The sequence below is a fragment of the Oceanobacillus sp. Castelsardo genome, from assembly GCF_001659985.1.
Lineage (GTDB): Bacteria > Bacillota > Bacilli > Bacillales > Amphibacillaceae > Oceanobacillus.
The window spans coordinates 49,216-63,192 of record NZ_LYCS01000001.1; the positions used below are offsets into that span (position 1 = coordinate 49,216).

13 protein-coding genes are annotated in these 13,977 nt (G+C 35.1%); 10 read left to right on the forward strand and 3 right to left on the reverse strand.

Going from position 1 to position 13,977, the window contains the following annotated elements; all coding sequences use genetic code 11:
* Window positions 1-215 precede the first annotated feature (215 nt).
* Window positions 216-986, forward strand: a complete 771-nt coding sequence (gene spo0A, locus A9178_RS00285; protein WP_068671929.1) for a sporulation transcription factor Spo0A — start codon at window positions 216-218, stop codon at window positions 984-986.
* 102 nt (window positions 987-1,088) lie between these two features.
* Here the strand turns inward: spo0A and A9178_RS00290 are convergent, their stop codons facing one another.
* Together A9178_RS00290 and A9178_RS00295 are read right to left on the reverse strand one after the other, a co-directional pair.
* A complete protein-coding gene (locus A9178_RS00290) occupies window positions 1,089-2,435 on the reverse strand; it encodes an aspartate kinase (RefSeq protein ID WP_068671930.1) in 1,347 nt (448 codons plus the stop codon).
* An 88-nt stretch (window positions 2,436-2,523) separates the two neighbouring features.
* Window positions 2,524-2,766: a DUF2627 family protein gene (locus tag A9178_RS00295; RefSeq protein WP_068671931.1), complete on the reverse strand. Its 243-nt coding sequence runs from the start codon at window positions 2,764-2,766 to the stop codon at window positions 2,524-2,526.
* 280 nt (window positions 2,767-3,046) lie between these two features.
* Between A9178_RS00295 and A9178_RS00300 the strand changes: the two genes are divergently transcribed.
* The 6 genes from A9178_RS00300 (at window position 3,047) to A9178_RS00325 (ending at window position 9,531) form a co-directional block, all read left to right on the forward strand.
* Window positions 3,047-4,144 carry a Glu/Leu/Phe/Val family dehydrogenase gene (locus tag A9178_RS00300; RefSeq protein ID WP_068671932.1) on the forward strand — a complete coding sequence of 366 codons (1,098 nt, stop codon included), beginning with the start codon at window positions 3,047-3,049 and terminating at the stop codon, window positions 4,142-4,144.
* A 169-nt stretch (window positions 4,145-4,313) separates the two neighbouring features.
* Window positions 4,314-5,735, forward strand: a complete 1,422-nt coding sequence (gene lpdA, locus A9178_RS00305) for a dihydrolipoyl dehydrogenase (protein ID WP_068671933.1) — start codon at window positions 4,314-4,316, stop codon at window positions 5,733-5,735.
* 32 nt (window positions 5,736-5,767) lie between these two features.
* Window positions 5,768-6,754, forward strand: a complete 987-nt coding sequence (locus A9178_RS00310) for a thiamine pyrophosphate-dependent dehydrogenase E1 component subunit alpha (protein WP_068671934.1) — start codon at window positions 5,768-5,770, stop codon at window positions 6,752-6,754.
* Window positions 6,755-6,765: 11 nt separating this feature from the next.
* Complete coding sequence (locus A9178_RS00315; RefSeq protein WP_068671935.1) at window positions 6,766-7,749, forward strand: alpha-ketoacid dehydrogenase subunit beta; 984 nt, start codon at window positions 6,766-6,768, stop codon at window positions 7,747-7,749.
* A 16-nt stretch (window positions 7,750-7,765) separates the two neighbouring features.
* Window positions 7,766-9,001: a dihydrolipoamide acetyltransferase family protein gene (locus A9178_RS00320; protein WP_068671936.1), complete on the forward strand. Its 1,236-nt coding sequence runs from the start codon at window positions 7,766-7,768 to the stop codon at window positions 8,999-9,001.
* A 62-nt stretch (window positions 9,002-9,063) separates the two neighbouring features.
* On the forward strand, window positions 9,064-9,531 hold the full coding sequence (locus A9178_RS00325; protein ID WP_304439140.1) for a BrxA/BrxB family bacilliredoxin: 468 nt from the start codon (window positions 9,064-9,066) through the stop codon (window positions 9,529-9,531).
* Window positions 9,532-9,607: 76 nt separating this feature from the next.
* Here the strand turns inward: A9178_RS00325 and prli42 are convergent, their stop codons facing one another.
* Window positions 9,608-9,748 (reverse strand): stressosome-associated protein Prli42, encoded by a 141-nt coding sequence (gene prli42, locus A9178_RS18785; protein ID WP_156520663.1) that lies wholly within the window; start codon window positions 9,746-9,748, stop codon window positions 9,608-9,610.
* Window positions 9,749-9,905: 157 nt separating this feature from the next.
* Here prli42 and A9178_RS00330 point away from each other — a divergent pair, with 157 nt between their 5' ends.
* Genes A9178_RS00330 through A9178_RS00340 form a run of 3 tightly spaced genes read left to right on the forward strand, consistent with a single transcriptional unit; the run spans window position 9,906 to window position 13,949 of the window.
* On the forward strand, window positions 9,906-11,555 hold the full coding sequence (locus A9178_RS00330; protein ID WP_231889767.1) for an acyl-CoA mutase large subunit family protein: 1,650 nt from the start codon (window positions 9,906-9,908) through the stop codon (window positions 11,553-11,555).
* 16 nt (window positions 11,556-11,571) lie between these two features.
* Window positions 11,572-12,399, forward strand: coding sequence for a methylmalonyl-CoA epimerase (gene mce / locus A9178_RS00335; RefSeq protein WP_068671939.1), 828 nt, complete (start codon window positions 11,572-11,574; stop codon window positions 12,397-12,399).
* Window positions 12,399-13,949 (forward strand): acyl-CoA carboxylase subunit beta, encoded by a 1,551-nt coding sequence (locus tag A9178_RS00340; RefSeq protein ID WP_068671940.1) that lies wholly within the window; start codon window positions 12,399-12,401, stop codon window positions 13,947-13,949. The genes mce and A9178_RS00340 overlap by 1 nt, the downstream gene beginning before the upstream one ends.
* The last annotated feature ends 28 nt before the right edge of the window (window positions 13,950-13,977 follow it).

A 13,977-nucleotide genomic window follows, 5' to 3' on the forward strand; every position in this document is an offset into this window, starting at 1 on the left:
GATTTGTTATGAGCGTCATAACAAATCACTTTTTTCTTTTTCTTTTTTAAATATTTTTCGACATATAATGTCAAAAAACAGAGAAAAACGAAGAATGAATGAGAAATAGTAATAAAACGGAATCTTTTTAAATAAATAAAAGGATATTTAGAACTTTTGTAGAATATCATAAAAAGGAAAAGTATTCGTTACATATGTTAAAGGAGGAGCTTTTGTTGAAAAAGATAAAAGTGGGATTAGTTGATGATAATAGAGAACTAATACAAATGATGGAGGAGTATTTTGAAGAACAAGATGATATTGAGATAATTGGAACTGCTCATAATGGAAAGGATTGTTTAAATCTTTTAGATGAAATTGATCCAGATGTGCTAGTGTTAGATATTATTATGCCACATATCGATGGCTTAGCGGTTTTAAATACAATTAGAGAAAGAGGAATGAAGTCTAACGTCATTATGTTAACAGCATTTGGTCAAGAGGAAGTAATGAAAAAAGCGGTTGATTTAGGGGCTTCTTATTTTATTTTAAAACCATTCGATCTCGATCACTTAGCTGATCAAATTAGACAGGTTGAAGGAAAACAAATTATCCAGTCAAATATTAAAACGACAATGAAAAAAGAGAAGAAGCAAGATTTAGAAGCGAGTATTACAAATATAATCCATGAAATTGGTGTGCCTGCACACATTAAAGGATATATGTACCTTCGTGAGGCCATTACAATGGTTTATAATGATATTGAGCTATTAGGTTCGATTACAAAAGTATTATACCCAGCTATTGCAAAGAAATTTAATACAACCTCTTCTAGAGTAGAAAGAGCGATTCGACATGCAATTGAGGTTGCTTGGAGCAGAGGGAATATTGATTCCATTTCAAAATTATTTGGATATACCATTAATATTTCCAAAGCAAAGCCAACGAATTCGGAGTTTATAGCGATGGTAGCTGATAGATTACGTTTAGAGCATAAAGCTAGTTAATAAAATAAAAATTAAAAAATTACTGTACTTATTGTCGTACAGTAATTTTTTGTAATAATTTATCGTATTTCAGATTATGCTAATAAGGGACAACTTTTATTATTATTCAAAAAATGCATGGTATAATGAACGAATAGCTTTATCCATATCAACTGCTTGAATCCCAAACATCATAGAAACTTCAGAAGATCCTTGGTTAATCATCTCAATATTAACATTTGCATTGTAGAATGCGGAAGTTGCACGATGAGCGACCCCAACTGTTTGAACTAATCCTTCACCAACAACCATTACTACAGCGATACCCCTTTGAAGACTTACTGTGTCAGGATGAAGTTCATCATTAATACGATTGATAACGATCTCTTCTTTTTCCGGAGTTAATCTGTGTTCTCTGATGATAACGGACATATCGTCAATTCCAGATGGCGCGTGTTCAAATGATATACCTTCATCCTCAAGAATATGTAAAAGCTTACGACCGAAACCAACTTCTCTATTCATTAAATATTTACTAACGTATAGACTACAGAAGCCAGTATCACTAGCAATACCTGATACACATTTATCGTTTACTTCCCTTTCGGCTACAATTAGTGTGCCTTTTGCATCGGGGTTATTTGTATTCTTAATACAAACAGGAATTTTTGCTTTAATCGCAGGGATTAATGCCTCATCATGGAAAACAGAAAACCCAGCATAAGACAATTCACGCATTTCTTTATAAGTTAATTCTGTAATTTCTTTCGGGTTATCAACAATATTTGGATTTACTGTATAAACGGAATTAACATCTGTAAAGTTTTCGTATAAGCTAGCCTGAACTCCCGCTGCTACTATCGATCCTGTAATATCAGACCCACCTCTTGAGAAAGTTACAAGCTTTCCTTCATTGGTATAGCCAAAAAATCCCGGAATAACGAAGATTCCTTCTTCTTCACGTAAGGAATACATTTTTGGAAAACTCTCGGGTAATATTTGTGCATTTCCAGGTTCATCACTTACGATAATACCGGCTTGTTCTGGGTTCAGGTATGTTGCAGTTAATCCGATATCAGATAAATAAGCGCTTATAATTTTTGCATTATTATTTTCACCGATTGCTTTAACAGAATCCATTTTTACATCATCTGAAACATTTTCGGACAGTGTGTGTTTAATGGATCTTTCAATTTCTTCAAGTAAAGATGAAGAGAGATTTAATTCTTCAATAATATCCTTAAACCGCTTTAAAACAATGGAATAATACTCTTCATAGTTCTCTTTATTGATAAAAGCATTTCCCATTTTGATAAGCATATCTGTCATTTTGAAATCATTGCTATCGCGTTTACCTGGAGCAGAAACAACAATAAATTTTCTTTCAGGATCACTTTTGATGATTTCGGCAACTTTTTTGATTTGAGTTGCATTTGCTACGGAGCTCCCTCCGAATTTTGCTACTTTCATACTTTATCCCCCTGATCTGGTTGATTATTCTATATAATAACACAATTTTTTTATTAATCTAATATAAAATTAAAAATAGATATTATTTTTATTCATTTTTATTTTTCTTATCTGGAATTGCACGATATTTATTTTTTTTGTCTCGATAAATAATAAATCCTCCTATAAAAGCAAACCCTAATATAAAAAGTACAACCCCAACAAAAAATTGAAACCCAGCGTTGAGTAAGAAAGGATAGTATTCTGCAAAAATGGAATCTCTCATTAATTTAATGCCAAAAACAGATACTAATCCAGGAGCTAAAAGCAATAGTAGCGCTAAAATTCTCATATATTTTTACCCCTCTATATTATTTCATATCTAGTATAGCAAACATGTTCGAGAAATGTTGAAATGGATAGGTAGATTCATAAATATGTTGATATATACTAATCAATTATAACTAAATAATCAAATTTTTTATCGTTTTATTAATAATAAATATATTTTTAATGGTATAATTAATGAATCTGCAGATATTTGAACAAATTTTGAATATAGGGCATAAATGGCCAATTCTGTTTACAACTATCTGGCTAAAATTAACAAAATTAAATGGGAGAGATTACATATGGCAATATTCGTTGATATGGAAAAATATGACTACGAACAAGTTTTATTTTGTCAAGATAAAAATTCAGGATTAAAGGCAATTATCGCTTTACATGATACAACATTAGGTCCTGCGTTAGGTGGCACACGTATGTGGACCTACGCTACAGAAGAAGCTGCAATAGAGGATGCCTTAAGACTTGCGAAAGGTATGACATACAAAAATGCTGCTGCAGGTTTAGATTTAGGTGGCGGTAAAACAGTTATTATTGGTGATCCTAGAAAAGATAAAAATCCAGAGCTATTTCGTGCATTTGGGCGTTATATTCAAAGTTTAAACGGACGTTACATTACAGCAGAGGATGTTGGTACAACTGTGGAAGATATGGACCTTATTCATCTAGAAACAGATTATGTAACAGGAATTTCACCAGAATTTGGTTCATCGGGAAATCCATCACCAGTAACAGCTTATGGTGTATATATGGGAATGAAAGCTGCTGCAAGGGAAGCATTTGGAAGTGATTCATTAGAAGGAAAAACAGTAGCTGTACAAGGTGTTGGTAACGTCGCTTATGGTTTATGTGAACACCTTTATAAAGAAGGAGCAAAAATAATTGTAACAGATATTAATGAACAAGCAGTAAAACGTGCGGTTGATGCATTTAAAGCAACAGCAATAGATCCAGACACTATTTATGATGTCGAATGTGATATTTATGCTCCTTGTGCATTAGGTGCAACCATTAATGATGACACAATTCATCGAATAAAAGCGAAAGTCGTAGCTGGTTCTGCTAATAATCAATTAAAATTACCTAAACACGGTGATATGTTACACGAAAAAGGGATCGTGTATGCTCCTGATTATATTATTAATGCTGGTGGCGTAATTAACGTAGCAGATGAATTAAATGGGTATAACCGAAACCGTGTTATGAAAAAAGTTGAAATCATTTATCATAATCTGAATCGTATTTTCGAAATATCTATAGAATCGAATATTCCTACGTATGTTGCAGCAGATCGTATGGCTGAAGAAAGAATCGCATCGGTTCGTGCTTCAAGAAATCAATTTTTAACAAATGGACACCACGTTTTAAGCCGAAGAAAATAATGGATCATGAGGCTGGGATATACCTCAAAGTGTTTAACTCTAAAGACGAACAGTCGCACTACGAAAGCGAAGTATATTTCCGGATCGGTTAATCTGTCCAACCGTGTTCTGATTACAATTGATGAAAACACGTTTGTCCGGGCCTCAACCATTTTAAGGAGTTGATATGATGTCTAACGAATATGATGTTGTTATTCTTGGTGGTGGAACAGGAGGGTATGTAGCAGCAATCAGGGCTAGTCAATTAGGGATGAAAGTGGCCATTGTTGAAAAAGAAAATCTTGGTGGTACATGTTTACATCGTGGTTGTATTCCTACAAAAGCATTATTAAGAAGTGCAGAAGTTTATCAACAGACGAAAAGAGCCAATGAGTTTGGAATCGAAATGCAGAACATCACATTAAATTTTTCGAAGATTCAAGAGAGAAAGAGCTCCATTATTGCCAAGTTACACAGTGGTATAAAAGGTTTGATGAAAAAAAATAAAATAGATGTCTATCATGGTTTTGGTCGTATATTAGGACCAAGTATTTTTTCCCCATTACCAGGTACGATTTCTATTGAACACGATGATGGGAAAGATAATACGATTCTTATACCAAAGAATGTCATTATTGCAACAGGATCGAAACCAAAGATATTACCTGGACTAGATAATGATGGGAATCATGTTCTTAATTCAGATGAAATATTATCAATAAATCAATTACCGAAGTCCATCGTAATCATCGGTGCGGGTGTCATAGGTGTGGAATGGGCATCTATGTTAAGTGATTTTAATGTTCGTGTTACGTTGGTGGAATATTTGGATCGTATTTTACCAAATGAAGACGAAGAAATTGCTAAACAAGTAGAAAAAAGTTTAAGTGAAAAAGGTGTTAAAGTTATAAAAGAAATGAAAATTATTCCTGAAACATTAGAAGAAAATAAAGATATTGGGATTATGGCAGAACAAAATGGGGAAAAAATTCGGTTAGAAGCTGAAAAAATATTGGTCTCTGTAGGTCGAACCGCCAACATCAATAATATTGGTTTAGAAAACACAGAAATAAATATTGAAAATAGTTATATTCAAACCAATAAATTTTATCAAACAAAAGAATCTCATATATATGCGATTGGAGATGTTATTGGTGGGATGCAATTAGCACATGTAGCATCCCATGAAGGAATCGTTGCTATAAATCATATTGCAGATAAACAACCTTTACCAATTAACTATGATCAAGTTCCTTCCTGTGTGTATTCGAACCCAGAAATAGCAAGCATTGGATTGACAGAAAAGGAAGCAAGAGATCAAGGTTTTACTATAAAAGTTGGAAAGTTCCCATTTTCAGCAATTGGTAAGGCACTTGTTTATGGAGAAACAGAAGGATTTGCCAAAATTATCTCGGATAAAAAAACAGATGATATTTTAGGTGTTCACTTAGTAGGTCCACATGTAACAGATTTAATTTCAGAAGCTAGTTTAGCTAAACTATTAGATGCAACTGCATGGGAAATCGGTCAAACGATACATCCCCACCCTACTTTATCTGAAGTGATTGGTGAATCAGCATTAGCTGTAGAGGGATTTCAAATTCATGGGTAGGGTGTATTAATTTTGAATTGGGAGGTATTTAGATGACAAATCGGCATACTAAGTTAGGATTGTCAGATCAAGAAGTTCTAGATATCTATAAAACAATGTTATTAGCTAGGAAAGTCGATGAAAGAATGTGGTTATTAAATCGATCCGGAAAGATCCCATTTGTAATATCCTGTCAAGGACAAGAAGCAGCTCAAGTTGGGGCTTCTTTTGCTTTGAATAAGGAAATGGACTATGTTGCTCCATATTACCGGGATCTAGGAGTTGTATTATCTTTTGGCATGACAGCAAGGGATATCATGTTATCTGCTTTTGCAAAAGCAGAAGACCCGAATTCTGGTGGAAGACAGATGCCTGGTCATTTTGGACAAAAGAAAAATCGAATTATTACCGGTTCTTCTCCAGTTACTACCCAGGTACCACATGCGGTAGGATTTGCATTAGCGGCAAAAATGGAAAAAAAAGATTTTGTTTCGTTTGTCACTTTAGGAGAAGGCTCATCTAACCAAGGAGATTTTCATGAAGGCTTAAATTTCGCTGGTGTTCATAACCTTCCGGTTATTACCATGGTAGAAAATAATCAATACGCTATTTCGGTTCCATTCCATAAACAAATAGCTAGTAAAAATGTATCTGTTCGATCCGTAAGTTATGGCATGGAAGGTGTAACAGTAGATGGGAATGATCCACTTGCGGTATATGAAGCTGTTAGAGATGCTAGAGTAAGGGCTATAGGGGGAGAAGGTGGTACTTTAATTGAAGCAGTATCGTACCGTTTTACAGCACATTCTAGTGATGATGACGATAATTATAGAGAAAAAGAAGAAGTAGAGAAAGCGAAGAAACAAGATGCGATTGTGCTATTTGCTAATTATCTTCGGGAAGAAAAGATTCTAACGGTAGAGTTAGATAAAGAGTTTAATGCTGAAATTAACTCGATTGTTAATGACGCTACGGAATATGCAGAAGAAGCACCGTATCCGTTGCCTGAAGATACTCTTAAATATGTTTATGAGGATTAGGAGGGGAAAACATGCCAATAATGTCTTATATCCAAGCAATAACCCAAGCTTTAAGAGAGGAGATGTTACGTGACGACAAAGTCTTTATTCTTGGTGAAGATGTTGGGAAAAAAGGTGGCGTTTTCCGAGCGACAGATGGGCTATATGATGAGTTTGGTGAGTACCGTGTTTTGGATACACCACTTGCAGAATCAGCAATAGCAGGAGTTGGTATTGGTGCAGCAATGTATGGTATGCGTCCAGTAGCTGAAATGCAGTTTGCAGATTTTATTTTACCAGCTGTTAACCAAATTATTTCGGAAGCTGCTAAAACTAGATACCGTTCCAATAATGATTGGAATGTACCTATAACGATTCGGGCACCATATGGTGGCGGAGTTCATGGGGCGCTATATCATTCCCAGTCTGTGGAAGCTATATTTGCAAACCAGCCTGGCTTGAAGATTGTCATGCCTTCTAGCCCTTATGATGCAAAAGGATTATTAAAAGCGGCAATCCGTGATAATGACCCGGTTTTATTTTTTGAACATAAACGTGCGTATCGATTATTAAAAGAAGAAGTACCAGATGACGATTATGTACTTCCAATTGGAAAGGCCGATATTAAACGTGAAGGTACTGATATTACAGTAATAACTTATGGACTTTGTGTTCATTTTGCTTTACAAGCAGCGGAAAAGCTAGAAGAAGAAGGAATAAGCACCCATATTCTTGATTTACGTACGGTCTATCCACTAGATAAGGAATCTATTATAAAGGCGGCTAGTAAAACTGGAAAAGTTCTCTTAATAACAGAAGATAATTTGGAGGGGAGTATTATAGGAGAGGTAGCTGCTACCATTGCTGAAAAATGTTTATTTGATCTTGATGCTCCAATAATGCGGCTAGCAGGCCCAGATGTACCGGCAATGCCATATGCTCCAACGATGGAAAAGTATTTTATGATTAATCCAGATAAATGTGAAAAGGCTATGCGTGAACTAGCCGAGTTTTGAGTGGAGGAGTGTTTAAATGGCTTTAGAAAAAATAACAATGCCACAATTGGGTGAAAGTGTTACGGAAGGTACGGTAAATAATTGGTTAGTGAAAGAAGGGGACGAAGTTAACAAATACGATCCAATAGTAGAGGTATTAACAGATAAAGTAAATGCTGAGGTACCTTCTTCTTTTACAGGTAAAATCAAAGAACTTGTTGTAAAAGAGGGAGAAACCATTGCTGTTGGTGAAGTGATATGTACGATTGAAGTAGCGCAAACGAATAATAAATCAACTGAACTATCTGCTAGTGAGGAAACAATATCTGACATAAAAAATGATGCTAATCAAGAGTCTATGAAAAAGAGATATTCCCCTGCAGTTTTACGACTTGCGCAGGAAAAAGATATTGATTTAGAACAGATTACTGGATCAGGTAGAGGTGGAAGAATCACTCGAAAAGATATAGAGAAAGTTATTCAAAATGGGGGGATTATCCAAAAAGGTGATACATCTCAACAAAAATCCACTATCACTTCGGCCCCTTTAAATACTTCTCAAAAAATAAATGAAGGTGACATAGAGATACCAGTAACAGGAATTAGAAAAACGATAGCACAAAATATGTTACGGTCCAAACACGAGATACCGCATGCATGGATGACAATTGAAGTGGATGTAACAGATTTAGTACATTATCGAAATAAAATAAAAAATGATTTTCAAGAAAAAGAAGGATTTAATTTAACCTATTTTCCTTTTTTTGTTAAGGCAATATCGGATGCTTTAAAAAAGTACCCACAAATTAATAGTACATGGCAAAATGATAAAATTATTCAAAGGAAAGACATCAACCTTTCTATTGCAGTGGCTGTGGAGGAAGAATTATTTGTTCCTGTCATAAAAAATGCGGATGAAAAAAGTGTTAAAGGAATAGCCAAAAACATCCATGACTTAGCTAAGAAAGCTAGAAATCACAATCTATCAGTAAACGATATGGAAGGTGGAACTTTTACAATTAATAACACAGGAATTTTTGGTTCTGTTCAGTCGATGGGAATTATCAATTATCCACAATCCGCTATTCTACAAGTAGAGTCCATTGTGAAGCGTCCAGTGATTATAAATAATATGTTTGCTGCACGTGATATGGTTAATTTGTGCTTATCACTTGACCATCGCATTCTTGATGGTCTTGTTTGTGGAAAATTTCTAGCTTTTATTAAAGAGAGATTGGAAAATATGAATGAAGACAATATTAATATATACTAGATATATCTTCTTTACAGTCTAAATTTATTGAAATTAAACTTCAAAGTTGGTAATCTAAAAATATGAAACACTTTACTATTAAAGGAGTAGGATACGATATGGATTTTAATCTATTTATGAATGACATAGTTAATGCAGCACGAGAAGATATAATTGAAGCAGGTTATCAAGAACTAAAAACTCCTGAAGAAGTAGATGCTTCCCTAACCAAAGAAGGAACAACTTTAGTTATGATTAATTCTACATGTGGCTGTGCAGGCGGTGTCGCTCGTCCTGCAGCTAGAAATGCAATTCATTATGATAAAAGACCTGAACATTTGGTAACTGTTTTTGCTGGTCAGGATCCTGAGGCAACAGAAAAGGCGAGAGAGTACTTTGAAGGTTATCCACCATCTTCACCTTCATTTGCATTATTAAAAGATGGCAAGATTCTAAAAATGGTAGAACGTCATGATATTGAAGGTCACAGCCCAATGGAAGTTACGACTAAACTACAACAATTATTTGAGGAATATTGCGAAGAGGTTTAATTTTAACTGAGGCTGTTCTTACATAAGGCAGCCTCTTTTATCATGAAAAGAACCGACACAATTATTTTGGGTCGGTTTAGAAATTTACAAAGTATGCTAATCCCGCTGTTAAACTTGAAAGTACCATAGCAATAATCATAATATAAATAACGAATTTTTGTCGACTTTGACGTTTTGATTTTCTTTTGGGGGCACTTTTTTTTACGTTTGTTGCCAAGTTAAAAACCTCCTAAAGTTAATAAAGACTATAAATATTTTATCGTGAATTAAACTATTGGACAAGTATAAATGTTTTTGGTGGACATTTCGAAAAAAATATCTGAAAATAGATTATATAATTATAATTTCACAAATTATGGATGGGGGTATTGCATGTGGGTTTAGATAAAGAAAATTCAAATGCAAATGAAAGATGGGAGAAAGCTGTTTCTAAGGCAACTTCGCGATTTCCAGAAAGAAAAGAAACATTTACAACATCTTCAAATATAAAAGTGGATCGATTGTATCAACCAAAAGAAGAAGTAAATGAGGAATTAGGATATCCGGGAGAGTATCCTTTCACAAGAGGAATTCAACCAACGATGTATCGTAGTAGATTTTGGACGATGCGACAATATGCAGGATTCGGATCAGCTGAAGAAACAAATAAACGATTTCGTTACTTACTTGAACAGGGGCAGACAGGGCTGTCTGTTGCATTTGATTTACCGACACAAATAGGCTATGATTCTGACGATGTTATGTCGGAAGGGGAAGTTGGTAAAGTTGGGGTAGCCATCGATACATTAGAAGATATGGAAAAATTATTAGATGGAATTCCATTAGATAAAGTAAGTACTTCCATGACAATAAACGCACCTGCATCTGTTTTACTATGTATGTATCTTGCTGTGGGGGAGAAACAGGGAGTACCTTTTGAGAAAATTACTGGTACGATACAAAATGATATCTTAAAAGAATATATTGCTAGAGGAACTTACATTTTCCCACCAAAACCATCTATGCGATTAATTACGAATATTTTTGAATTCTGTAACCAATATGTACCGAAATTCAACACAATAAGTATCTCAGGATATCATATTAGGGAAGCTGGTTCCAATGCAGTTCAGGAAGTAGCATTTACCATTGCTAATGGTATGGCATATGTGGATGCTGCCATTGAATCAGGATTAAAAGTAGATGATTTTGCACCACGATTAGCATTCTTCTTTAATGCCCATAATAACTTTTTTGAAGAAGTAGCTAAGTTTCGGGCCGCAAGAAGAATTTGGGCAAAGATTATGAAAGAACATTATCAGGCAAAAAATCCAAAAAGCTGGAAACTAAGATTCCACACTCAAACAGGTGGTTCTACATTAACTGCACAGCAACCGGATAATAATATTGTACGGGTAGCGATGCAAGCGCTATCAGCTGTTTTAGGTGGAACACAAAGTTTGCATACAAATTCCCGAGATGAGGCCCTATCCTTACCAACAGAAGATTCGGCTAGAATTGCACTACGAACGCAGCAAATTATTGCTCATGAAAGCGGTGTAGCCGATACCATTGATCCATTAGCTGGGTCATACTATGTTGAAAATTTAACTGATGAAATAGAGAAAGAAGTAAATAACTATTTAGATAGAATAAAAGAAATAGGTGGAGCAGTACAAGCAGTAGAAGAAGGTTATATGCAAAGAGAAATTCAACATAATGCTTATGAAATTCAAAAGAATATTGAAAAAGAAGAAGAAATTATTGTTGGATTAAATAAATTTGCGTTGGATGAGGAAATCGAACCAGACCTTATGAAAGTGGATGAAGCATTAGAAAGAAATCAAATTGAATCTCTAACATCGATTAAAGAGAAGAGAAATAACGAAAAAGTAAATGAAGCCTTAGCTGCACTTAGAGAAAATGCAAAAGATGAACATTCTAATTTATTACCTTTCATTTTAGATGCAGTAAGAGTATATGCTTCTGTTGGAGAAATTTGTAACATATTACGCGAGGAGTTCGGTGAATATAAGGGAGTTTAAAAAGGGGGAAAAACAAATGGGGAAAAAAATACGTGTACTAGTTGCAAAACCAGGGCTTGATGGACATGATCGTGGCGCATTAGTAATCTCTCAAGCTTTAAGGGATCATGGGATGGAAGTTATTTATACAGGACTAAGACAGTCACCTTTACAAATTGCTCAAGCAGCAATTCAAGAAGATGTTGATGTAGTGGGTTTATCTTCTCTTTCAGGAGCTCATAGAACTTTATTTCCAAAAGTAGTGGAAGAATTAGAGCAGAGGGGTGCTGGCGACATCCCTGTTGTAGGGGGAGGAGTTATCCCGAGTGTGGACATTCCTTATCTTTTAGAAAAGGGTGTAAAACGGATATTTACTAGTGGTTCATCTACAGATTTGCTAGCTAATTACATAAAAGAATTAGTAGACCCACAGACTAAGCCTGTTATGGCACCTAAAAAGATAGCTCATATTGGGATAGCGGTAGAGAGCATTGAACAAGCATCTACCTTTTATCTTGATTCGCTTGGGCTACAATTAGAAGGCGTGGAAGAAGTTCAGAGTGAAGGTGTAAAAGTAGCGTTTATTAAAATAGGTGAAACTCGTTTTGAGTTATTAGAACCAATTAATGAAGAATCTCCTATTCGTAAATTCCTCGATAAAAAGGGAGAAGGATTACACCATATCGCATTAGAAGTAGATGATATACATGCTCGACTGGAACAGCTTAAAGTGAATGGAGTAGCATTAATTAATGAAGAGGCAAAATTAGGTGCACATAATAGTCAGATTGCTTTTATTCATCCTAATGCGGCAAGTAAGGTACTTTATGAATTATGTCAATATCCAGAGGGGAGTGAATCCTAATGGATATTTATGATAAAATTAATGAATTATATGACAAACGAAGGCAAGTAGAACTTGGCGGTGGAGATGAGCGTATTGAAAAGCAACATGCCAAGGGGAAAATGACTGCTAGAGAAAGAATTGAATATTTACTTGATAAAGGCACATTTGTTGAACTGTATCCTTTCATCGAAACACGTGCTTCTGATTTCGGTATGAATAATAACTCTGCTAAGGGTGAAGGTGTTGTTACTGGTTACGGTAAAGTAAATGGAAAACCTGTCTATTTATTTGCCCAAGATTTTACTGTTTACGGTGGAGCATTGGGGGAAATGCACGGTCAAAAGATTGCTGCAGCAATGGACTTAGCTGCAAAAAATGGGGTACCTTTTATCGGATTAAATGATTCTGGTGGAGCGCGTATTCAAGAAGGTGTTTCATCACTAGATGGATATGGTCAAGTATTTTACCGAAATACAATATATTCCGGTGTAATCCCACAAATTTCTGTCATTATGGGACCAAGTGCTGGTGGTGCTGTATATTCTCCTGCTATAACAGATTTTGTCATTATGGTAGAAAAAACGTCACAAATGTTTATTACTGGGCCAAAAGTTATTGAAACAGTAACAGGGGAAAAAATTTCCTCAGAAGACTTAGGTGGAGCATTCGTCCATAACGCGAAAAGTGGAAGTGCGCATTTTAAGACTCCATCCGAAGAAGAAGCATTAGAGTTAGTTAGGAAGTTGATTGACTATCTTCCTTCCAATTACAAAGAAAAACCTGAAAAGAAATCATACGAACAAACAGATGATGAATCTAGACCGGATTTGACGGATATTGTTCCATATAACGCTGTTCGACCTTATGATGTGAAAAAAGTAATTGAGCAAGTAGTCGATCAAGATAGTTTTTTAGAAGTTCAACAAGATTTTGCTAAAAATATTGTAGTTGGTTTTGCGCGTATTAAAGGGGAAATAGTCGGACTAGTATGTAATCAACCGAAATATTTAGCTGGCGGACTTGATATTGATTCAAGTGATAAAGCGGCAAGATTCATTCGATTCTGTGACTCATTTAATATTCCATTGATTACGTTTGAAGATGTAACTGGTTTTTTCCCTGGTGTAAAACAAGAACATGGAGGTATTATCCGTCACGGTGCAAAAATTCTTTACGCATATTCAGAAGCAACTGTTCCGAAAATCACGGTTATTACGCGTAAGGCATATGGAGGGGCGTATGTAGCTTTAAATAGTAAGTCTATTGGTGCTGATCTAGTCTTTGCTTGGCCAAACGCTGAAGTTGCAGTTATGGGACCTGAAGGGGCGGCAAATATTATCTTTGCAAAGGAAATTGCAGAAAGTGACGAACCGGAAAAAGTTAGACAGGAAAAAATAGATACATATAGGGAAAAATTTGCAAATCCTTATGTCGCTGCGGGTCTAGGAATGATTGACGATGTAATAGATCCTAGGGAAACTAGAATTAAGTTAATCCAGGCATTAGAAATGCTGAAAAATAAACAAGAAGAAAGACCAAACAAAAAACACGGAAATATTCCGTTATAATTTCATGAAAAGATATCTCTTTTTTGGG

Bases quoted from the DNA above. Each gene is read 5' to 3' on its own strand.
- A9178_RS00320 (WP_068671936.1), top strand. From the start codon at position 7,766: ATGGCTTTAGAAAAAATAACAATGCCACAATTGGGTGAAAGTGTTACG.
- lpdA (WP_068671933.1), top strand. From the start codon at position 4,314: ATGTCTAACGAATATGATGTTGTTATTCTTGGTGGTGGAACAGGAGGG.
- A9178_RS00315 (WP_068671935.1), top strand. From the start codon at position 6,766: ATGCCAATAATGTCTTATATCCAAGCAATAACCCAAGCTTTAAGAGAG.
- A9178_RS00340 (WP_068671940.1), top strand. From the start codon at position 12,399: ATGGATATTTATGATAAAATTAATGAATTATATGACAAACGAAGGCAA.
- A9178_RS00325 (WP_304439140.1), top strand. From the start codon at position 9,064: ATGAAACACTTTACTATTAAAGGAGTAGGATACGATATGGATTTTAAT.
- A9178_RS00295 (WP_068671931.1), bottom strand. From the start codon at position 2,766: ATGAGAATTTTAGCGCTACTATTGCTTTTAGCTCCTGGATTAGTATCT.
- A9178_RS00290 (WP_068671930.1), bottom strand. From the start codon at position 2,435: ATGAAAGTAGCAAAATTCGGAGGGAGCTCCGTAGCAAATGCAACTCAA.
- A9178_RS00310 (WP_068671934.1), top strand. From the start codon at position 5,768: ATGACAAATCGGCATACTAAGTTAGGATTGTCAGATCAAGAAGTTCTA.
- A9178_RS00300 (WP_068671932.1), top strand. From the start codon at position 3,047: ATGGCAATATTCGTTGATATGGAAAAATATGACTACGAACAAGTTTTA.
- mce (WP_068671939.1), top strand. From the start codon at position 11,572: ATGGGGAAAAAAATACGTGTACTAGTTGCAAAACCAGGGCTTGATGGA.